At 48.2% G+C, this 21,627-nt stretch carries 18 protein-coding genes and 4 tRNA genes; 13 read left to right on the forward strand and 9 right to left on the reverse strand.

Features of this window, described 5'->3' with window-relative positions; all coding sequences use genetic code 11:
- Positions 1-65: 65 nt before the first annotated feature.
- The 7 genes from ureA to P7M01_RS09080 all read left to right on the forward strand — a co-directional run bounded on the left by ureA (position 66) and on the right by P7M01_RS09080 (position 5,452).
- Positions 66-368, forward strand: coding sequence for an urease subunit gamma (gene ureA / locus P7M01_RS09050; protein WP_202936204.1), 303 nt, complete (start codon positions 66-68; stop codon positions 366-368).
- Between the two features lie 97 nt (positions 369-465).
- A complete protein-coding gene (gene ureB, locus P7M01_RS09055; RefSeq protein WP_317483105.1) occupies positions 466-771 on the forward strand; it encodes an urease subunit beta in 306 nt (101 codons plus the stop codon).
- 12 nt (positions 772-783) lie between these two features.
- Positions 784-2,502, forward strand: coding sequence for an urease subunit alpha (gene ureC, locus P7M01_RS09060; protein ID WP_317483106.1), 1,719 nt, complete (start codon positions 784-786; stop codon positions 2,500-2,502).
- Positions 2,503-2,622: 120 nt separating this feature from the next.
- On the forward strand, positions 2,623-3,177 hold the full coding sequence (gene ureE, locus P7M01_RS09065) for an urease accessory protein UreE (RefSeq protein ID WP_317483107.1): 555 nt from the start codon (positions 2,623-2,625) through the stop codon (positions 3,175-3,177).
- Positions 3,162-3,857 (forward strand): urease accessory protein UreF, encoded by a 696-nt coding sequence (locus tag P7M01_RS09070; RefSeq protein WP_317483108.1) that lies wholly within the window; start codon positions 3,162-3,164, stop codon positions 3,855-3,857. Before ureE ends, P7M01_RS09070 begins: the two co-directional genes overlap by 16 nt.
- Before the next feature lie 71 nt (positions 3,858-3,928).
- Positions 3,929-4,564 carry an urease accessory protein UreG gene (gene ureG, locus P7M01_RS09075; RefSeq protein WP_202936209.1) on the forward strand — a complete coding sequence of 212 codons (636 nt, stop codon included), beginning with the start codon at positions 3,929-3,931 and terminating at the stop codon, positions 4,562-4,564.
- A 69-nt stretch (positions 4,565-4,633) separates the two neighbouring features.
- The gene (locus tag P7M01_RS09080; protein ID WP_317483109.1) at positions 4,634-5,452 is read left to right on the forward strand and encodes an urease accessory protein UreD; all 819 of its coding nucleotides are present in this window, start codon (positions 4,634-4,636) and stop codon (positions 5,450-5,452) included.
- Between the two features lie 49 nt (positions 5,453-5,501).
- Here P7M01_RS09080 and P7M01_RS09085 read toward each other — a convergent pair whose 3' ends face one another.
- From P7M01_RS09085 to gltX, 5 genes are all read right to left on the reverse strand, one after another.
- Entirely contained in the window at positions 5,502-6,428 is a 927-nt protein-coding gene (locus P7M01_RS09085) for a cation diffusion facilitator family transporter (RefSeq protein ID WP_317483110.1), read from the reverse strand.
- Positions 6,429-6,519: 91 nt separating this feature from the next.
- On the reverse strand, positions 6,520-7,419 hold the full coding sequence (locus P7M01_RS09090; protein WP_317479858.1) for an NAD(P)-dependent oxidoreductase: 900 nt from the start codon (positions 7,417-7,419) through the stop codon (positions 6,520-6,522).
- A gap of 223 nt (positions 7,420-7,642) precedes the next feature.
- Positions 7,643-8,785 (reverse strand): NADH-dependent flavin oxidoreductase, encoded by a 1,143-nt coding sequence (locus P7M01_RS09095; RefSeq protein ID WP_317483111.1) that lies wholly within the window; start codon positions 8,783-8,785, stop codon positions 7,643-7,645.
- Between the two features lie 258 nt (positions 8,786-9,043).
- A tRNA-Ala gene (locus P7M01_RS09100) sits at positions 9,044-9,119 on the reverse strand.
- Between the two features lie 83 nt (positions 9,120-9,202).
- A complete protein-coding gene (gene gltX / locus P7M01_RS09105) occupies positions 9,203-10,645 on the reverse strand; it encodes a glutamate--tRNA ligase (RefSeq protein WP_317483112.1) in 1,443 nt (480 codons plus the stop codon).
- 167 nt (positions 10,646-10,812) lie between these two features.
- Here gltX and P7M01_RS09110 point away from each other — a divergent pair.
- From P7M01_RS09110 to raiA, 6 genes are all read left to right on the forward strand, one after another.
- A tRNA-Val gene (locus tag P7M01_RS09110) sits at positions 10,813-10,888 on the forward strand.
- A gap of 52 nt (positions 10,889-10,940) precedes the next feature.
- Positions 10,941-11,016 (forward strand) — tRNA-Val (locus P7M01_RS09115).
- Positions 11,017-11,122: 106 nt separating this feature from the next.
- Positions 11,123-11,198: transfer RNA gene (locus tag P7M01_RS09120), tRNA-Val, on the forward strand.
- A gap of 73 nt (positions 11,199-11,271) precedes the next feature.
- Entirely contained in the window at positions 11,272-13,257 is a 1,986-nt protein-coding gene (locus tag P7M01_RS09125; protein WP_317483113.1) for an LTA synthase family protein, read from the forward strand.
- 27 nt (positions 13,258-13,284) lie between these two features.
- On the forward strand, positions 13,285-16,809 hold the full coding sequence (gene mfd, locus P7M01_RS09130) for a transcription-repair coupling factor (protein ID WP_317483114.1): 3,525 nt from the start codon (positions 13,285-13,287) through the stop codon (positions 16,807-16,809).
- 219 nt (positions 16,810-17,028) lie between these two features.
- Positions 17,029-17,349: a ribosome-associated translation inhibitor RaiA gene (gene raiA, locus P7M01_RS09135; protein WP_202936216.1), complete on the forward strand. Its 321-nt coding sequence runs from the start codon at positions 17,029-17,031 to the stop codon at positions 17,347-17,349.
- Positions 17,350-17,458: 109 nt separating this feature from the next.
- On the opposite strand, the gene glmU is transcribed toward raiA, so the two are convergent.
- From glmU to P7M01_RS09155, 4 genes are all read right to left on the reverse strand, one after another.
- Complete coding sequence (glmU, locus tag P7M01_RS09140; RefSeq protein WP_317483115.1) at positions 17,459-18,823, reverse strand: bifunctional UDP-N-acetylglucosamine diphosphorylase/glucosamine-1-phosphate N-acetyltransferase GlmU; 1,365 nt, start codon at positions 18,821-18,823, stop codon at positions 17,459-17,461.
- 410 nt (positions 18,824-19,233) lie between these two features.
- Positions 19,234-19,455, reverse strand: a complete 222-nt coding sequence (locus P7M01_RS09145) for a hypothetical protein (protein WP_317483116.1) — start codon at positions 19,453-19,455, stop codon at positions 19,234-19,236.
- A gap of 74 nt (positions 19,456-19,529) precedes the next feature.
- Positions 19,530-20,897 carry a sensor histidine kinase gene (locus tag P7M01_RS09150; RefSeq protein WP_317483117.1) on the reverse strand — a complete coding sequence of 456 codons (1,368 nt, stop codon included), beginning with the start codon at positions 20,895-20,897 and terminating at the stop codon, positions 19,530-19,532.
- Positions 20,890-21,567 carry a response regulator gene (locus P7M01_RS09155; protein WP_202936221.1) on the reverse strand — a complete coding sequence of 226 codons (678 nt, stop codon included), beginning with the start codon at positions 21,565-21,567 and terminating at the stop codon, positions 20,890-20,892. Before P7M01_RS09155 ends, P7M01_RS09150 begins: the two co-directional genes overlap by 8 nt.
- Positions 21,568-21,627 lie beyond the last annotated feature (60 nt).

Consider the following 21,627-nt stretch of genomic DNA (forward strand, 5'->3'; position numbering starts at 1 on the left):
ATTTGCCATTCGGAGGAATTCGTCATAAGATAAGCCCACCTTTTTAATTAGTAAGGAAACTTAATATGCATTTAACCTCAAGAGAACAAGAAAAGCTGATGCTTTTCCTGGCCGGCGAGTTAGCGGCAAAACGCAAAGCCCGCGGCGTAAAACTGAACTATCCGGAAGCGATCGCTTATATTGCCAGTCATTTACAGGAAGCCGCCCGCGACGGCATGAGCGTGGCGGACGTGATGCAATACGGCGCAACGTTATTAACCGCGGCGGATGTCATGGAAGGTGTGCCGGAAATGGTTCACGAAGTACAAATCGAAGCGACTTTCCCGGACGGCACAAAATTAGTAACCGTTCATAACCCGATTCGTTAATGAGCAAACGGACGCCAGGCACGGTGCTCCTGCTGATAAACCATTATCGTAGGGACACGATGCATTGTGTCCGCATCAACATAAAAGGACAAATACAATGATTCCCGGTGAATATCAATTAGCCAGCGGCGACATTCAGGCAAATGCGAACCGCGAAACCGTCAGACTGGATGTTATAAACAAAGGCGATCGCCCGATTCAGGTCGGCTCTCACTATCACTTTTTCGAAACCAATAATGCCCTCGAATTTGACCGCACTTTAGCGCGCGGTATGCGTTTAAACGTGCCGTCAGGCAATGCCGTGCGGTTTGAACCCGGTGAAGCGAAAACCGTGGAACTGGTGGAATTTGGCGGAAACAAAGTGATTTACGGTTTCCATAATGCGATCGACGGAAAATTATAGGGAGAGAACAAAATGGCATTAACCATCCCACGCAGCCAATATGTTGCGACTTACGGACCGACTGTCGGCGATAAAGTACGTTTAGGCGATACCGACCTGTGGGCGACTATCGAACAGGATTTACTCACCAAAGGCGATGAATGTAAATTCGGTGGTGGTAAATCGGTACGCGACGGCATGGCGCAATCGGGCACGGCAACCCGTGAAAATCCGAATGTATTGGATCTCGCGATTACCAACGTAATGATTATCGACGCGAAACTTGGCATTATTAAAGCGGATATCGGTATTCGCGACGGGCGCATTGTCGGCATCGGTCAGGCGGGGAACCCCGATACGATGGATAACGTCACCCCGAATATGATTATCGGCGCAAGCACGGAAGTACATAACGGGGCGCATCTGATTGCAACGGCGGGCGGTATCGATACTCACATTCACTGGATCTGCCCGCAACAGGCGCAGCACGCTATCGAAAACGGTATTACGACCATGATTGGCGGCGGCACGGGCCCGGCGGACGGTACGCATGCGACCACTTGTACTCCGGGCGCGTGGAATATTCAACGAATGTTTCAAGCGTGCGAAGCCTTGCCGGTAAACGTCGGTTTCTTCGGCAAAGGAAACTGCTCCGCCGTCGAACCGTTAAAAGAACAAATTCGTGCGGGAGCATTAGGCTTAAAAATTCACGAAGACTGGGGGGCAACCCATGCGGTAATCGACGCCTCTCTCAAAGTGGCGGATGAAATGGACGTACAAGTGGCGATTCACACCGACACGCTGAACGAATGCGGCTTCTTGGAAGACACGATGAAAGCCATTGACGGACGAGTGATTCATACTTTCCACACCGAAGGCGCGGGCGGCGGTCATGCTCCCGATATCATCAAAGCGGCGATGTATCCGAACGTATTGCCGGCTTCCACCAATCCAACCCGTCCGTTTACCGTTAACACAATTGACGAACACTTGGATATGTTGATGGTTTGCCACCATTTGGATAAATGTGTGCCGGAAGACGTGGCGTTCGCCGACAGCCGTATTCGTCCCGAAACCATTGCGGCGGAAGACATTTTACACGATATCGGCGTGTTCTCGATTATGAGTTCCGACTCGCAAGCGATGGGACGCGTAGGCGAAGTGGTGACGCGCACCTGGCAAACCGCCGATAAAATGAAAGCGCAACGCGGCGAATTAGGCACGGAAGGCAACGATAACTTCCGTATTAAACGTTACATTGCAAAATATACGATCAATCCTGCGATTGCACACGGTATTGCCGATCATGTCGGTTCGCTCGAAACGGGCAAATTAGCGGATATCGTGCTTTGGAAACCAATGTTTTTCGGTGTGAAACCGGAACTGGTGATAAAAAAAGGCTTTATCAGCTATGCCAAAATGGGCGATCCGAACGCATCGATTCCAACTCCGCAACCCGTGTTCTATCGTCCGATGTTCGGCGCGCATGCCAAAGCGAACAAAGAATGCGCGGTATTTTTCGTGTCGCAGGCGGGCGTGGATGCGAACATTAAAGACGCTTTCGGCCTCGAGAAAGAAACCGTCGCCGTGAAAGGCTGCCGCAACATCGGTAAAAAAGATCTGGTTCACAATAACGCAACCCCTGAAATCACCGTTGATCCGGAGCGTTACGAAGTGCGTGTGGACGGCGAACTCATCACTTGCGAACCGGCAAAAAAATTACCGTTAGCGCAGCGTTATTTCATGTTCTAAGCTGTCGTATACGAACGACCTTATAAACCGAGTGCAGCGCAACAACGCCGCGGAGCGATTCGGACAAACCAACCCGGCGACGAGCCGGGTTTCAGAACAATAATAAATAACGTCAAAATTATGCAAATATTAAATCCTATCCTTCCTATTATGGAAAAAACTCTCGGAAATTTGACCGCACTTTGTGCGGCAGGGAAAATTACAACGCAAACGATTGATTACGTGCCGTTGCAATGGTACGAAAGTGAACGCAACATTTTGCGTAAAACCTCGAAAGCGGGGCGTGAAGTGGCGTTTCGTTTGCTTAAAGAAGGCCAGCGTTTGGAGCATAACGATGTGGTGTTTATCGGCGAAAATCTGGTTATTGCGATTGAAATCCTACCGAGCGAAGTGATTGTGCTGTCGCCGAAGACCTTGCCGGAAATGGCGCGCGCCTGTTATGAAATCGGTAATAAACATTCGCCGTTATTCCTTGACGGCGATGAAGTCACGCTTCCGTACGATAAACCGATGTTTGAATGGCTGCAAGCGGCGGGATTTCATCCGCAAAAAGCAAAACGCCGGTTAAGCCGCGCATTGCGCGCAAATTCGGCGCAGGGCCATTCTCACGGGCATTCGCACGATCATCACCAAGGTTATCATCAGCACGGAGACGGAAATTGGCACAAGCATTAACCCAATTGGGCGCGTTGCTCCACTTGGTCGATCCTACTTTGCCGATAGGCGGGTTTAATCATTCCAACGGCTTGGAAACCTTCGTACAGCAAGGCAAAGTTAACAGTAAAAACAGCCTTGAAGAATATGTGCGAACCCAATTACTGCAAAACTGGACGTACAACGACGGCGCTTATTTGTCGTTGGCGTTTGATGCAATGGAAAGATACGATTTGGCGCGCCTAATTGAACTTGACCAAGAGCTCGCCGCAACCAAAATTGCCCGGGAAGTTCGCGAAGGGAGCTACAAACTGGGTGTGCGCCTGCTGAAAATTTTTATCCGTTATGAAAATCATCCGTTATTGGCGGAATTTCAGCAAGCCGTTACGGAAAAGCGCGCCAACGGCTTTTTTCCCGTGGTGTTTGCCATGGTGGCCAATGCGATGCAGCTCGGCAAAGCAGAAACGCTTTATGCCTTCTACTACAACGCGGCAGTGGGTTCCGTTACCAATGGCGTAAAGCTGATTCCGCTCAGCCAAATGGACGGTCAGGATATTTTATTTGAGTTACGTTCGCCGATTGCAAGTGCGGTGGAAAATAGCCTCGATCCTGATTTAGACTGGCTTGGCGCCGCAACGCTCGCGAATGATGTGCGTTCCATGCAGCATGAGCAGTTATATACCCGTTTATATATGTCTTGATATTCGCTCTAACACATATTTTTATCGGGCGAATGTCCTTCGTCTTTATATTTATTCCCAAAGGAAAAACAATGCGTAAATACATCAAAATCGGCGTGGCCGGTCCCGTTGGGGCGGGCAAAACCGCGTTAATCGAAAAACTCACCCGCGAAATGGCAGATAAATACAGCGTGGCGGTCATTACCAACGATATCTACACCCAGGAAGATGCGGAATTTTTAACAAAAAACAGCTTATTGCCGCCGGAACGGATTATGGGCGTGGAAACCGGCGGCTGCCCGCATACCGCCATTCGTGAAGACGCGTCGATGAATCTGGAAGCGGTGGACGAAATGGTGGCTCGTTTCCCGGATGTGGAAATCCTGTTTATCGAATCGGGCGGCGACAACCTCTCGGCCACGTTCAGCCCGGACTTAGCCGACGTGACGATTTTCGTCATCGACGTGGCGCAGGGCGAAAAAATTCCTCGCAAAGGCGGGCCCGGCATCACGCGTTCGGATTTACTCGTCATTAATAAAACCGACCTCGCACCGTTCGTGGGCGCGGATTTAAGCGTAATGGAGCGCGATGCACGCCGTATGCGTAACGGTCAGCCGTTTATTTTTACCAACCTGATGAAAAAGGAAAATCTCGACGGCGTCATTGGTTGGATTGAAAAATATGCGTTGCTGAAAAACGCGGAAGAGCCGGCGTCATTGGTAAGATAATTCGTAAGGGCGAACGCCGGTCGCCCGTTATTTCTGATCTTTAAGGCGAATGTATTCGCCTGTGCAAAAATGAATAGTCAATTATTTCTTTCAACAAAATTAACAGCCGACGGAACCACACGACTTGACGAATATTTCGTTTCGCCGCCGTTCAAGCTGATGACCTTGCCCGTTTATGAAGATGCGTGGCGGCACGGATTGAATGCGATGCAAATGTCTTCTTCGCCCGGCTTGCTTGGCGACGACCGTTTGGAAATCCGAATTTCTTTGAAAAAATCGACCGCACTTTCGCTCAAAACTCAGGCATTTACTCGTGTTCAGGCAATGAATGGCGACAGTCATGCGGAACAAATTACCGTCGTTAAACTGGCGCCGGACAGCCGTTTCTTCTATTTGCCGCATCCGCTCGTATTGCACAAGGATTCGGCGCTGAAGCAGAAAACGACCATTGAAATGGGTGAAAATGCCGGACTGATTTACGGCGAAATCGTGGCAATCGGACGTGTGATGAACGATGAGCGTTTTCAGTTCCGCCGGTTTTCCTCGCATTTGAAAATCTACAAATTGCAGGAAAACGGCGTAAAACGACCGCTCTTATCGGATTGCATTCAGTGGAAACCGTCCGTGATGAACCTGACAGCGCTGAGTCAAATGGAAAACTACAGCCATCAAGGTTCGTTATGTTTTATTCATGTGGGCAAAAGTGCGGTGGAAATCAAAGAAATTTTGACCGCACTTCAACAACAATTTACTCCGCAGACGGACGTTTTAGCGGGATTGTCGCAGTTAAATGAAAGCGGAATCATAATCCGGATATTGGCGCATAAAGCCGAAGATATTCAGAATTATTTCGAACGGATCGGCGCTTATTTAAAAGAACGGTTCTGACAACCGTGCGGGGCGCGTTGATTCAATCCGTCCGCACGGCAGACATCCGTTATGCATCAACGCAATGGTGCGTATTCACTCCCGGATTCTCAATTTGAATGGTGACGTGTTCGATCTGATATTCGTTCTTCAGCATATTGCTGATGTTTTTAACCAGTTCGTAATCATTTACGCCCTGATATTGCTCCAGAATCACGTGAAACGACAGACTGTATAATCCGTCGGCGATAGACCACAAATGAAATTCGTGAATACCTTTTACGTTCGGAATCGCCAAAACGGATTGGTGAATTGCCGTCGTCTTCAGTTCCGACGGTACCGCTTCCATCAAAACGCCGCCGGCGCGACGGCAGATTTTATAACCGCCCCAGAAAATCACCACGCTGATCACCAAGCTGGCAAGGGCATCAATGGTTATTATGCCTGTCCAATGAATCAGCAACGCCGCGATGAGAATGCCGACGGAATTCAGCAAATCGCCGAAAAAATGCCAGAATGCGCTTTGAATATTCAGATTTTTCTCATGTTTCAGGCTGTTCATCAGCATCAGCGTTAACAGGATATTGATCAGCAAACCGACGCCCGCCACCGCCAGCATCGAGCGAAAATCCACCGCCACGGGATGAAACAAGCGCTGAATGCCTTCCGCCGCCACGCCCAACGCAATCAGAATTAAGGCGATTCCGTTTAAAAAAGCGGCGATAATTTCAAACCGCACATAACCGTAAGTGAACTTATCCGTCGGCTGTTTCGCCGAATAATAAATGGCAATCATGCTCAACGCCAATGCCAGCACGTCGGAAAACATATGAAAGGAATCCGAAATCAGCGCCAGCGAACCGCTTATTATCCCGCCCAGCAGTTCGACCAAGGCAAACACGAAAGTCAACACAAGAGAAAGCCATAAGGTTTTGCGGCTGTAATGCTGAATTTTGTAATGGTTCGTATGGTGATAGTGGAAGTCGATATTATTCATGAAAGTGCGATATCCTTAACAACGGCGGCATTTTAAACCGATTGAAAAGTGCGGGCAAAAAACGTGACATTTTTTGACCGCACTTTTGCCGTTATTTCGCCAAGTATTGATAAATCGCCGCCATATCCGCTTCGCTTAACCCCGATTGATTCGCTTGATTATAGCTGACGGCGGCTTGCTGAATCAGCGGAAAGGCTTTGTCCATTTTGGCGATTTCCGCTTTCGCCAGATTAAAATCTTTGGTCATGTGTTTCATCATAAACGCCGGCGTGAAATCGTTCTGTCGGTACATCGGCACTTTGGCCTGGAAAATCTGGCTGTTCATAAACGAACCGGAAATCATGTCAATCACCTGCTCTTTCGAAATGCCGAATTGTTCCGCAAACAGCAAAGCCTCGCCGTAGGCTTGAATGAAAATGCCGAGCAGAGAATTAATCATCAGTTTCACACCACCCGCTTTGCCCACTTCGCCGTAATAAAACGTTTGCGTGCTGAAGGCGGCGAACAGCGGTTTAAGCTGTTCCACAATTTCCGGTTTGCCGGCCGCCAATACCAGCAATTTGCCCGCTTCCGCCACTTTACTGGAACCGGAAACCGGCGCTTCGATAAATTCCGCGCCGTGTTTTGCCAATAAGAACTCCAGTTGTTGGTTTTGCGTCGGCGAAACCGTACTCATATTCACCACCAACTTGCCTTCCAGGGCGGTCAGCACTTCTTCGGTTAACAGCGATTCAATCACCGGGGAATCCGCTACCATGAGAAAAATCACGTCATAGGCTTTCACCAGCTCCGATACGGAAGCATAAACCGCGGCGCCTTTTGCCGCCAGGTTTTGGCATTTTGCCGCCGTTCGGTTATAAACGCCGACTTTCACCCCGTGTTCCAACAAATGAGACACCATCGGCTCGCCCATTTGTCCTAAACCAATCCAACCGACTTCCCGAGTATTAATCTGCTGCATTTTTTTCTCCTTTTTGTTGGGGCGTGACATGGTTCGTCACCTGCCGACATTAAACCGTTTATTTCTCCGCACCGCGCAATCTCATTGATTCGACGGCAAAAAACTGCGTCAATTTTGACCGCACTTGGACTAAGATCTTTATCATAAAGCCGATAAAAAAGTAAAGCGCGTCCGGTAAATAATTTTCACTGAACGGTGAATAAAAAAGAGCGGTACGCATAATTTGCACCGCTCTTTAGGATTCATCAAGCCATTAAATATCAACCGTATGCCAGTTTTTATCGCCTTTTAACGGCGGCAACATCGGACTGCCTTTTACGCAAAGCTCCCACAATAAACCTTTAATGCCGTATTGATCCGGTTTATTCGGATCCAATTCCGTAACGATTTCGGCTTCTCTGCCCGTTTTAATCAGGGTGGCAATGGTCGGATTAATCATCACGGTTTTACCCAGCGCGATAAATTCCGCCCAGCCGGTGTTGTATGCCGCTAAAATCTGCTCCGCGGTAAACAGCGCGCCCACGCCGATAAGCGGCAACTTACCGCCGATTCGATCGTGCACCAACTGCATGCGGAATGCATTGGTATCCGCGCCTCGACGGGCTTTTTTATAGAAATCGTGCAGAGAAATGTGCAGATATTGTAGGGGTTTGACCTTTAAGGCATCGATAAGCGCAAAGGTGTCTTCCATGGTTAAACCCGATTCTTCCGGTTCTTCCGGCGAAAAACGGTAACCCACGATAAAGTCGTCTTTGCCGTGTTTGGCTTTTACCGCCAATACGCTGTCTACGATCGCCAACGGAAAACGCATGCGATTTTCACGGGAGCCGCCCCATTCGTCGGTGCGACGATTGGAATGACCGGAATAGAACTGTTGAATCAGGTAATTATTGGCGCCATGAATTTCCACTCCGTCAAACCCCGCTTGAATGGCTAAATCTGCGGCATTAGCGAAGGCGTCGATTAAAGCATGGATTTCTTCCTTGCTGGCGGCGCGCGTGCCGGTGGCTTCATCCGCACTGGCGGAAATTTTATCTTTGCCGTTTAACAATTCCGTCAGCGCCAGTTTGCCGCCGTGATGCAGTTGCAAAATAGCTTTTGCCCCTTGCGCTTTAATGATGTCCGCGGTCGCTTTTAAGGAAGGCAGTTGCGCCGCACGAATGGCTTCGGGTTGACCGGGAAAGGCTTTACCGCCGTCCTGCACCAATGTTGCCGCCAGAATAAACATTCCCATGTCCTGCGCGCGGTTGGAAATAAATTCGCGTTCGGCTTCACCTAAGGTGCCGTCCGGGTTGGAACCGAAATGCGTCATAGGCGCCACCACTAAACGGTTTTTGATTTCCACTTGGTTGTTTAAGATATAAGATTGAAATAACGGATTAAATTTTGGATTCATATTTTTTCCTTGTGAGGTTCTGAGGTTTACTTTGAAGCCTCATTAAAATCCGTTTTATTATATCGCTTTTTTAGCAAGTAAAAATAACTAAAACGGTTTGCCGTGTTATCTAAATGGATGTTTCCGGCGTTGGGCAAAAAACTTTCAACGGCAAAAAAACGTGCCAAAAATCGCCCGCACTTTTAGTTTCCGTTTCCGCCGAAGTCTGTTTAGCATAACAAAAAAGCCTTGAAACATGTGTTTCAAGGCTTTTGAATTTGGTGGAGATAATCGGGATCGAACCGACGACCTCTTGAATGCCATTCAAGCGCTCTCCCAACTGAGCTATATCCCCGTTTTGATGTGGCGTTATGATAATGACTAACCCTATTCGCTGTCAACCATTAATCCAAAATGATTGCAACGATAGCCTAAAATTTAAGCAGCTTGCGCTTTAATGAAGGCAAGGGCTTTGTCGATGCGCGCCAATACGCGTTCGCGACCGATTCCCGCAAGGGTGACGTCCATGGACGGCGATTGACCGGCTCCGGTGACGGCAACGCGTAACGGCATGCCGACTTTACCCATGCCTACGCCCAATTCGGCGGCGGTTTGCTCGATTGCCCCGTGCGTATTGTGCGCGTCCCAAACGGAAAGTGCGGTCAATTTTTCTTTTACTTTTTCCAACGGTTCAATTGCTGCGGCTTTAAGGTGTTTTTTCGCCGCCGCTTCGTCAAAGTTTTCAAATTCTTCAAAGAAATAACAGCTGGACAATGCCATTTCCCGCAGCGTTTTGCTGCGTTCCGCGAACATAGACACGATGTCGGTTAACGCCGGACCGTTTGTGATATCAACGCCCAAATCCCGATATTGCCAGGCTAAATGTTTTGCCACGTAATCCGGCGGCAATTCGCGCATATAATGCTGATTGAGCCATTGCAGCTTTTCCGTATTGAACGCGCTGGCAGATTTGCTCACGTGTTCCAGTTCAAACAAACGAATCATTTCTTCGCGACTGAAAATTTCTTGATCGCCGTGACCCCAGCCTAAACGCACCAGATAATTCACCAAGGCTTCCGGCAGATAACCGTCGTCGCGGTATTGCATGACACTGACGGCGCCATGGCGTTTGGATAATTTTTGTCCGTCGTCGCCGTTGATCATGGAAACGTGGGCGTAAGTGGGAATCGGTGCGCCCAAGGCTTCTAAAATATTGATTTGACGCGGTGTGTTGTTGATGTGATCTTCGCCGCGCACAACATGGGTAATGCCCATATCCCAGTCATCCACCACCACGCAGAAATTGTAAGTCGGCGAACCGTCGGTACGGCGAATGATTAAATCGTCCAGTTCGTGGTTGCTGATTTCAATACGACCGCGCACCGCGTCTTCAAATACCACGGAACCTTCCTGCGGGTTTTTAAACCGAACTACGTGCGGCTCGTCGGGCGAATGACTGTGATCGTGCAGACAATGACGATCGTAACGCGGTTTTTGTTTATTGGCTTCTTGCGTATGACGTAATTGTTCCAGACGTTCTTTTGTGCAGTAACAACGATAGGCTAAGCCTTGTTCAATCATTTGATCGATAACCTGATTGTAGCGATCAAAACGTTTGGTTTGAAAATAAGGACCGTGTTCCCAGGAAAGATTTAACCATTCCATGCCTTCGATAATGGCGGCAGTGGCCTCCGGCGTAGAGCGTTCTAAGTCCGTGTCTTCAATACGTAACACGAATTCGCCGTGATTATGCTTTGCATATAACCAGGAATACAGCGCCGTACGGGCGCCGCCTACATGCAGATAGCCGGTCGGGCTGGGGGCGAAGCGAGTGCGGACTTTTACATTGGGATCTAAATCAAATAACGGTGCTAATTTCATCTTATTGCCTTCATTCATGATATAAACTTCGCTATTGTACTCGTTTTTTATCTAAAAAATGACTAGAAATTTTAAACTTATGCCTATTTTTAAGCCAATTAATGCAAATTTCACAAAAAGAGGTTGACTGTAATCCTGGATTCCCTATAATACGCCCCACAAACAGCGGGCGATTAGCTCAGTTGGGAGAGCACCTCCCTTACAAGGAGGGGGTCACTGGTTCGAGACCGGTATCGCCCACCACTTTCCATAAGGTGTTCGCTGTTTATCCCTTTGATTTTAAGGCTCTTTAAGCGGGCGATTAGCTCAGTTGGGAGAGCACCTCCCTTACAAGGAGGGGGTCACTGGTTCGAGACCGGTATCGCCCACCACTTAAAGCCTGCAAATCTAAACCGACAAATTTGAAGCGAGTGCAAAAGCGCAGATCGTACATTAAATACGACAAAGCTATTTAACACGCGGTAGCGAAAAATTTTAGGGCGATTAGCTCAGTTGGGAGAGCACCTCCCTTACAAGGAGGGGGTCACTGGTTCGAGACCGGTATCGCCCACCAATTCTTTTTTGAACTTCATTTTTAATTTCGTTATACTGCGACTCTTAATTATTATTCTCGCAGGAACTGTATTTTGTCTCTCGTAAGCATCATTTTCGTTATCTGGATTTTATTTGCTTATTTTCAACTGATTCTACATTTTCATCGCCTGAAAATGATGAATGCTTTCATCCCCCGCGATGTGCGTCGCGGCACACAATATCAACCCGCGCTCAGCCGAATGCTGAAACGCGGCGCCCAATTCGACGCCAAAGTCATCGCCATTATTCTGGCGCCGTTTTTTTTGTTCGGCTCCGCCTCTTTTGCATTTTTAAGCGTAAATTCGACCGCACTTATTTGGTCTATGTACATTTTTGTTCTGGCTTTTGCGCTTATCGGCATTGTGGTCGGTAATTTTTATTACTTTAAAACCTACAATAATTATTACGACATGTTTATGTTCGGTTTAGCGGAAGACGACACCAAGGCGGTACTGAAAAATATTTACGACGATTATCCCGTCATTTCCGGATTTTTTGCGATTTTTGCTTTGGCCTTCATTCCCGGCTGGTTGACCCATTATGCTTTGATAAATTGGCATATCGACTTTAACCCTTGGTGGTCCTTGCTGTTATTTATCGGCACGTTATGCGCGCTTGCCTTCTTTGCTCGAGGCACCATTCATTCCACGCCGCTGGGCAAAAATCATGCGCAAGTAGCTTCTCTTGCGGTCATCAACAAACTGGTTCCCAACGGCGTTATCGCTATGGAATGGGCATTCGGCGATCGCAAACGCAATATTCGTTTTGAACCGGTGGATTTAGACCAAGGCAAAGCCTTGATGCGACAGGTTTTCGGCACCGAATCTTTAATCGAACGCACGCCGAAAAACGATAAGCTTGCCGCCTTGAAACCGCACGTATTTCTTGCCGTAATGGAAAGTTTCGGCACCAATTATTTGGTGTTGGATAATGCGCAAACGAATGATTTATTAGGTAATTTTCGCCCGCACTTTGAGCGCGACATAGTGTTCAAACGTTTTATTTCCGATTACGACGGCACCGCGCCGACTCTGGCTTCGCTGTATTTTTACAGCCCGATTCAGAATATCAGTCAATCTTCGGCGCAGCAAACCAAGCTACCGTACAATCCGTTTTTAACTTATAAACAACAAGGTTACCGCACGATTTTTATCACCTCTGGCGGCATGATGTGGCGTAATCTCGGCAATTATCTGCCGCTGCAAGGCGTGGACGAACTGTACGATCAAAACGACATCATCGAAGCGTTTCCTGAAGCGAAATCTTCGCTGTCTTACTGGGGAATCGCCGACGAATACGCGCTGGCGTTAGCGGAGAAATTGCTGGCGGAAGCGCAGGAGCCACTGTTCATCAATTTCTTAAGCATCACCAATCATCCGCCTTACGACGTGCCGACGCACTATCGGGCGGAACGCATTAATCCTGCCGCGCTGGACGGCAAATTCGGTTCCGAACAGGAAAACCGTAAATCCCTAACGACCTATCAATACGCCAATAATGCCTTGGGAAATTTCGTTTCCAATCTGGATCAGATGGAAAACGGGCGAAAGACCGTTATTGCCGTCACCGGCGATCATCACGTACGCTGTGTGCGTTTTGACGCGCCGAAAGAAAATTTTATGGCGAAAGGCGTGCCCTTTTACCTGCACGTGCCGGAGGCGGTGAAAAACGCGGTGGCGATTCGTTTTGACGCGAATCGCCTCGGTTCGCACAAAGACATTATGCCTACTTTGTACGCATTAAGCTTATCCGACGCGGAATACTGGAATTTGGGCGGTCGCAATTTATTGGCGCCGCAGGACGAGGAGAAATACGCCTTCGCGTTTAACGAAAATCTGTGGGCGGACGCAGAAGGCGTGGTAGAAGGCGCGGCGGACAGCGGATTTCAATTTCCATGGCAAAATCCGACCGCACCTTATCCCGACAATTTATGGGTCAATCCGCCCGTTCCGTTGCCGCAAGCCAAGCAGGAACGCATTCAGGCTTACCGCAAATTACTGCACTGGCAGATCAATTATTTGGTCGCCGGCAAAAAATAACGTAAAAATCGACCGCACTTTAACATTATGACAACGAAATATTTTACGCTCGATATTCCCACTCAACCGAACGATCACAAAATTCTCGGCAACGTGCAGGCGGGCGCCGATTGTCTGGCTATCGCCGAAATCGCCGCACAGCACAAAGGGCTCACCGTTATCGTCACGCCGGACACCAAAAGTGCGGTACGTTTTGAGAAAGTTTTGCGCGAAATTACCACTACCGATATTTGCTTTTTTCCCGATTGGGAAACCTTGCCTTACGATGCGTTTTCGCCTCATCAAGAGATTATTTCCGCGCGCCTGAGTGCGTTATTTTATTTGCAACAGGCAAGCCAAGGCATTCTGTTGCTGCCGGTTTCCACATTAATGCAGCGCGTTTGCCCGCCGTCATTTTTGCGGCAGAATGTGTTACTGATAAAAAACGGCGATCGTTTAAATATTGAACGTTTGCGTCTGCAACTGGAAAACGCCGGCTATCGGGCGGTGGAACAGGTTCTGGAACCCGGCGAATTTGCGGTGCGCGGTTCGTTGCTGGACCTGTTCCCCATGGGCAGTCCGCTGCCGTTCCGATTGGATTTTTTCGACGATGAAATTGATTCCATTCGCACCTTTGATGTGGAAACGCAACGCACGTTGGAAGCCATTCCTCAAATCAATCTGTTGCCCGCTCATGAATTTCCGACGGACGGCAAAGGTATCGAATTTTTCCGTGCTCGTTTTCGCGAAACCTTTGGCGAAATCCGGCGGGATCCCGAACATATTTATCAGCAGGTTTCGAAAGGTGCGTTGGTGTCGGGAATCGAATACTGGCAACCGCTGTTTTTTGGGCAAATGGGAACCTTGTTCGATTATTTGCCGCCGGACAGTTTGCTGGTGGACACGGAACAAAATGCCGAGCAGGCGGCGCGCTTTTATGCGGATGCCGCTCAGCGTTTTGAAAGCCGCAAGGTCGATCCCATGCGCCCGCTTCTGCCGCCGGAATGCCTGTGGCTACGGGTGGACGAGCTCAATCGCCGGCTGAAGCAATATCCTCGCATGACCTTTAAAACGGAAAAAGTGCGGTCGTCCGTACGTCAGAAAAATCTGCCGGTTTCGCCGTTACCGCCGCTGCAAATTCAAGCGCAGAGCAAAGAACCGTTGCAGGAATTACGCCGGTTTATCGAATCTTTCGACGGCAAAATCGTGTTTTCCGTGGAAACGGAAGGGCGACGGGAAACGCTTTTGGACTTGCTTTCGCCTATCAAGCTTAAGCCAAAGCAAATCAAAGGATTGCAGGAAGCGGAGAATCAACGCATCAGCCTGTGGATCAGTTCTCTCGATCACGGCTTTATTCTGGAAGCGCAAAGTGCGGGCAAAAAAAACGACGTTTTTTTGCATAGCGACGATGCCGACGGCGCCGAAGAACGGCGTAATTCGGCGAAGGGAACGACGAATAACATTGCGGTTATTTGTGAAACGGAATTACTGGGCGAACGGGTGCAGCAGCGGCGCGATAAACGTAAAACCGTGAATCCGGACGCCTTAATCCGCAATCTTGCCGAACTGAAAATCGGCCAACCGGTGGTGCATCTCGAACACGGCGTCGGGCGTTACGGCGGCTTGGTGACATTGGAAAACGGCGGCGTAAAAGCGGAATATTTATTGTTAACCTATGCGAACGACGCCAAACTTTACGTGCCTGTCGCCGGTTTGCATTTGATCAGCCGTTACGTAGGCGGCGGCGAGGAAACCGCACCGTTACACAAGTTGGGCGGCGACGCCTGGGCGAAAGCGCGTCGCAAAGCGGCGGAGAAAATTCGTGATGTTGCGGCGGAATTACTGGATGTTTATGCCCAACGGGAAGCGCAGAAAGGTTTCGCTTTCAAATATGATCGTGAGGAATTCCAGGCGTTTGCCGCCACCTTTCCGTTTGAAGAAACCTTTGATCAGGAACTGGCCATTAACGCCGTGATTTCCGATATGTGTCAGCCGAAAGCCATGGATCGCTTAATCTGCGGCGATGTGGGATTCGGCAAAACCGAAGTCGCCATGCGCGCCGCATTCCTTGCGGTCATGAATCATAAACAGGTGGCGGTGTTGGTTCCGACCACCTTGTTAGCTCAGCAACATTATGAAAATTTCCGCGATCGTTTTGCCAATCTTCCCGTTAACGTGGAAGTGTTATCGCGTTTTAAAACCGCTAAAGAACAGCAAAAAGTATTAGCCGGACTCGCCGACGGCAAAGTGGATATTCTTATCGGAACCCATAAACTGATTCAGTCCGATGTGAAATTTCACGATTTGGGCTTGCTGGTGATTGACGAAGAGCATCGTTTCGGCGTGCGCCAGAAAGAACGGATTAAGCAACTGCGCGCTAACATTGATATTCTCACCTTAACCGCCACGCCGATTCCGCGTACGCTGAATATGGCAATGAACGGCATTCGCGATTTGTCCATTATTTCCACCCCGCCGGCCCGTCGGTTAACAATCAAAACCTTCGTGCGGCAGCAGGACGATCTCACCGTTCGCGAAGCGATTTTGCGCGAAATTCTGCGCGGCGGGCAGGTTTATTATCTGCACAATGATGTGGCGAGCATTGAAAAATGTGCGGAAAAATTGACCGCACTTGTACCGGAGGCGCGCGTCACCGTAGGGCACGGACAAATGCGCGAACGCGAATTGGAGCGGGTGATGACGGATTTTTATCACCAACGTTTTAATGTGCTGGTTTGTTCCACCATTATCGAAACCGGTATTGACGTTCCCACCGCCAACACCATTATTATCGAGCGGGCGGACAATTTCGGCCTGGCGCAATTACATCAATTGCGCGGCAGAGTGGGGCGTTCTCATCATCAGGCTTACGCTTATTTACTGACACCGCCGCCGAAACTGATGACCAAAGACGCGGTAAAACGTTTGGAAGCGTTGGAAAGTCTGGATAATCTCGGCGCAGGCTTCGTTTTGGCCACTCACGATCTGGAAATTCGCGGTGCCGGCGAATTATTGGGTTCCGAACAGAGCGGACAAATCGAAAGTATTGGTTTCTCGTTATATATGGAATTGCTGGAATCCGCCGTAACGGCAATGAAGGAAGGCCGTGAACCCAGCCTGGATGAACTCACGCAACAGCAGGTGGAAATCGATTTACGGGTGCCGGCGCTGTTACCGGAAGATTATCTGGGCGATGTCAATATGCGTCTGTCTTTTTATAAACGCATTGCCGGTGCGGAAAATAAAACCGCCCTGGATGAATTAAAAGTGGAATTAATCGACCGTTTCGGTTTGTTACCGGAAGCCACCCGGAATCTGATGCAGATCGCCGAATTACGTACGCTGGCAAAACAACTGAAAGTCATCAGAATCGATGGCACGGCAACCGGCGGTTTTATCGAATTCAACCCGACGGCGGACATCGAACCGGTGAAATTCCTCAATCTCATCCGGCAGCAACCGGCGGTGTTCAAATTTGACGGACCGACTAAATTCCGCTTTTCCTGTAATCTGGAACAGCCGAAAGTGCGGTTGGAATTTGTGTTGAATTTATTAAATTCGTTACTCGGTTAGGAATCGCTTTGCTGTTTCAGCCTGTTAAGGTTAATTGATTTCCATTCGGAGAAAAAACAGTTTTTTGTACTTTTACGACCTAGATCACATTTTGCAAAAATTGTCCGAGATAACACAAGAAATCACTTGCAAAGCGAAGTCAATCAGCATATTTTGTTAACAAAGGATGTAAAAAAACGGGTGCAGCAATGCACCTTCACAGCAAAAGAGGTAACTGCTATGACACTAAATATCGCAAGCAAACAAATGGATATCACCCCTGCAATTCGCGCTCATATTGAGGAACGTCTCGCAAAATTAGGAAAATGGCAAACGCAGTTAATCAATCCCCACTTTGTATTAAGTAAACTTCCGCAAGGTTTCGGGGTGGAAGCGACTGTCGGTACGCCGTTCGGCAATTTGTTCGCCAGCGCGGAATCCGACGATATGTATGTCGCTATTAATAATGTAGAAGAAAAACTGGAAAAACAGCTGAACAAACTACAGCACAAAGGTGAAGCCCGCCGTGCGGATGAACGTTTAAAGGACTCTTTTGAATAACATTAATTCATTGAAAATAACATTTTAAATCAATAAAACGATAAACAAAGTGCGGTGAAAAACATTAAAATTTTTCACCGCACTTTTATTTCCGTATCAATAAAACCGCTTATTTTTTCTTAGCCGGTCGTTCCCAACCCGCCGTGTGGCGTTGCGGTACGCGCGTTGTGACCAATTCGCCGGCGGCGACGTCTTTTGTAATCGTCGAACCCGCGCCGATGGTCGCACCGTCACCCACTTTCACCGGCGCCACTAATTGCGCATCGGAACCCACGAATACGTTATCGCCGATAACGGTTCTGAATTTGTTTGCGCCGTCATAGTTACAGGTAATGACGCCCGCACCGATATTACAAGCCGCACCGATTTCAGCATCGCCCACATAAGTCAAATGATTCACCTTGGAACCTTTGCCTACTTTGGCTTTCTTGATTTCGACGAAATTTCCGACATGAGTTTCCGCCGCCAATTCCGCGCCCGGACGCAAACGGGAGAACGGACCGATTGCCGCTTTGTCTCCTACCGTGCTGTCTTCCAGAACGGAATAAGGTTTAATTTCCGTGTTATCACCGACCGTTACATTTTTCAGTACGCAACCCGCGCCGATTTTAACGCCGTTACCTAATTTCACTTTTCCTTCAATAATCACGTTTACGTCAATTTCCACGTCTTTACCGTGTTCAAGTTCACCGCGTAAATCAAAACGTTCCGGATCCGCTAAACTCACGCCCGCTAACAACAAAGCCTTTGCCTGTTTACGTTGAAAATAACGTTCCAACGCGGCTAATTGCAGCCGATTATTGGCGCCTTCCACTTCCATCATGTCATCCGCTTTAACCGCCGTCACTTTAAAACCGTCCCGATTAGCCAAGCCAATGACATCCGTCATATAGTATTCGCCCTGCGCATTGTTATTATCCAAACGCGTCAACCATTTTTTGAAACTGGCTCCGTCCGAAACCATCACGCCGGTGTTGACTTCGGTAATTTTGAGCTGCTCCGGCGAGGCGTCTTTTTGTTCGACGATAGCGACAACCGACCCGTTTTCGCGAATAATACGGCCGTATCCCGTCGGATTTTCTAATTCTACAGTCAACAATGCGATACCGTTTTCCGGCTTCGCCGCCACCAAACGTTCCAACGTTTCTTTAGTAATCAGCGGCGCATCGCCATAAAGCATCACAATGTTTTCGTCATCTTTAAAAAATGGCGCCGCCTGCTGCATGGCATGCCCCGTTCCCAATTGTTCCGCCTGGAAGACCCAGTTTACCGGCTCGTCGGCAAGACGTTCTTTCAATAAATCCGCGCCATGTCCGTAAATTAAGTGAATTTGGTCCGCACTTAACTGCTTGGCCGTATCAATAACATGTTTCACCATCGGCTTGCCGGCAACTTTGTGCAACACTTTGGGTAAGTCCGAATACATACGGGTTCCCTTGCCGGCGGCAAGAATCACAACGCTTAATTTTGACATGTAATATCCTTAATTAAAAAGAAATCTCCGCATGAACAGGAGAGAAATGAGTTAGAGTTACTTAATTGACAATGTCCGATCAATTAAAGTTCATTTTATGCTTAATTTTGCGTGCAAAGACCGAACGGAACAGGCATCGCAAGCGCCGGGGCTTTTCACGCCTTCCGCCGCCGTGGCGATTTAACGCCGGCGAATCGGCAGAATCATTAGCGTGAATATTTCACCCTAAAAAAACAGTCGAATTGTAGCAGGATATGCGCAGAAAAACATGAATTTGTGTTCATTTCCGGTGATCACAAAAGTGCGGTCAAAAAAAGCAACGTTTTTTGAACCTTGGCTTTGCCAACGGTGGTGAAGCCATAAGTAATCGCACCGGCGATTACGCATAAAAAACGCGTTGTTTTTTTCAATTAAATAATCATCGTGACCAGCAAACGCGCGTTGAGCCATGTTTCGTCGAATGACATCGGCACGTTTGCCGGCGTTTTGCGCATAAACAGCTTGTTGAAAATCAGCGCTATCGATGAAAAGAGGAACAGAAAAAGGCCTGCGCTAAAAATCCCGATAAATAAAAAACCGGCAATCAGGAATATCATTGTTTGTCGAATAATCGTTAAAACAGGTTTAAACATAATTTTCTCCAATAAAAAAACACCATTGAGTTATTTCAATGGCGTTATTATGGAAAAGAAGAATTAGGCGGGAATTAGCCGCCGACTATATTTTTCGATTTTTTGAAAATAATTTTAACCATTAAGCCGCTTGCAAAATGCGGGCTATCAAGTAATTCGATCGAGCCCTGATAATTCCGTACGATTTGACTGGCAATCGCCAAACCTAAACCCGAACCTTGCTGATCGGAGCCGAGAATGCGGTAGAACGGATCCAACACGCGCTCGCGTTCCGCCAAAGGAATGCCTTTACCGTTATCTTCTACAAAAATTTCCAAAACTTCGTCTTTTTCTACCGCACTTAGGTCGATTTGCGCCCCCTTCGGCGCGTAACGAATGGCGTTATCCACCAGCGTTTTTATCAATAAATAAAAATCTGTTTCGTTACCGTAAATTTCGGCTTCGCCTTCGGACACCACACCGATGTCCTGTTCTTTTTGTTCCGCCAGCGGATAAAGATCTTCAATCACTCTGCTGAAAATACTGTGTAAATTCAGCGTAGTCTGATACTTATGATCTTTATTCTGACTGCGGGCTAAAGACAAGAGTTGTTCCAACAAATCACGGCTACGGCGAATTCCTTGGTTCAGTTGCCGTACCTGCGATTTCGCTTCGGCCGACATGTCCTGATTATTCAGGCGTTCCGCTTGTAAGGAAAGCGCGGTCATCGGGCTGCGTAATTCGTGCGCTGCATCGGCAATAAAACGCTTTTGTTGCTCCACAAAAGCTTCGGTACGACCTAACAATTGATTAATGGCTTGCACAAATCCCGTAATTTCCGTTGGCACTTGAGAGATCGGTAACGCGGTTAAATCCTGCGCATTTCTTGCGGCAAGGCTGTTGGATAAGCGTTCTACAGGCTTCATCGTGCGTTTTACCACCCAAAAGGTTAACAATACGATTAACGGCAACAGCACCAACAACGGCATTAAACTTGCCCAGGCGGAATGTTCGGCAAGCTCTTCACGATATTCGTTTTCTTGTAAAATCGCGAGAATACCGCCGTCTCGCGCTTGCAAATAACCGCGATAGGTTTCTTCGTCATACCATAAATTAGTGAAAATATTGCGTGGGTTTTGGTTGGGAGAAAGCTGAAATACGCCTTTGTGTCGCACAAAATTATAATATTCGTCAGTTAATTCCGCAGGAAGCTGAAACCTCGGATGTGCCTGATTATCCGCCAGCCAATAGACGGCAATACGGTTATCATCGCCTTCTCTAAAGCCGTCCATCAATTCGGCCGGAGAAGTAATATAACTCGCGATGCGTTTTAAGGTGCGATCCTGTTGCTTATAGGTTTCGCGATAGGTGTCATAAAAAGCAATGCCGGCGGCAATAAGGCTAATCATTGCCGTAGAAAGCAGTAAACTGACGACTAATTTCGTTTTAATCGATTTAAACATTCGCCTTCCCTTTCGGCATCATCCAACCCACACCGCGCACGTTTTTGATTTGTTCTTTGCCAATTTTCTTGCGCAAGCCGTGAATTAAAAAGTCAATGGCGTTACTCTCCACTTCTTCGCCCCAGGCATAGACTTTATTTTCCAAATCACTGCGGGAAAGAATGGTGCCTGCGCGCGAAATCAAGGCTTGTAGGACGGAGAATTCCTTATTACTCAGGACAACAGGCTTATCCTGTTCCGCAATTTCCACCATATAAGTGGTGGGATCGAGCGTAATCACGCCGTTGGTCAGTTTCGGCGAACTTTGTCCGCCGTGACGACGCAGCACCGCCCGCATTCTCGCCTGTAATTCCGCCATATCGAACGGCTTAATAATGTAATCGTCCGCACCGCCGTCCAGCCCCGAAAGACGGCTGTCCAAATCGTCGCGAGCGGTGACAATCAACACGGGCGTTGCATTTTTCTTTTTGCGGATATGGGTTAGCACCTTCAAACCGTCTTGCCCCGGTAATCCCAAATCAAGCAACACCAAGTCATAACTTTGAGTCATCAATGCTTCTTCCGCCGTTTTGCCGTTATTTACCCAGTCCACCGCATAATGACCGTCGCGTAAACTCGCCGACACCGCATCGGCAATCATTCTGTCGTCTTCCACCAGTAAAATTCGCATGCTTTTTTCCGTTTATTTTTCTCAGATTATTAAAAAACAAGTAAAAAAACGACCGCACTT

Origin of the sequence: Exercitatus varius (genome assembly GCF_029577735.1) — a bacterium.
In the GTDB taxonomy this organism is placed as follows: domain Bacteria; phylum Pseudomonadota; class Gammaproteobacteria; order Enterobacterales; family Pasteurellaceae; genus Exercitatus; species Exercitatus varius.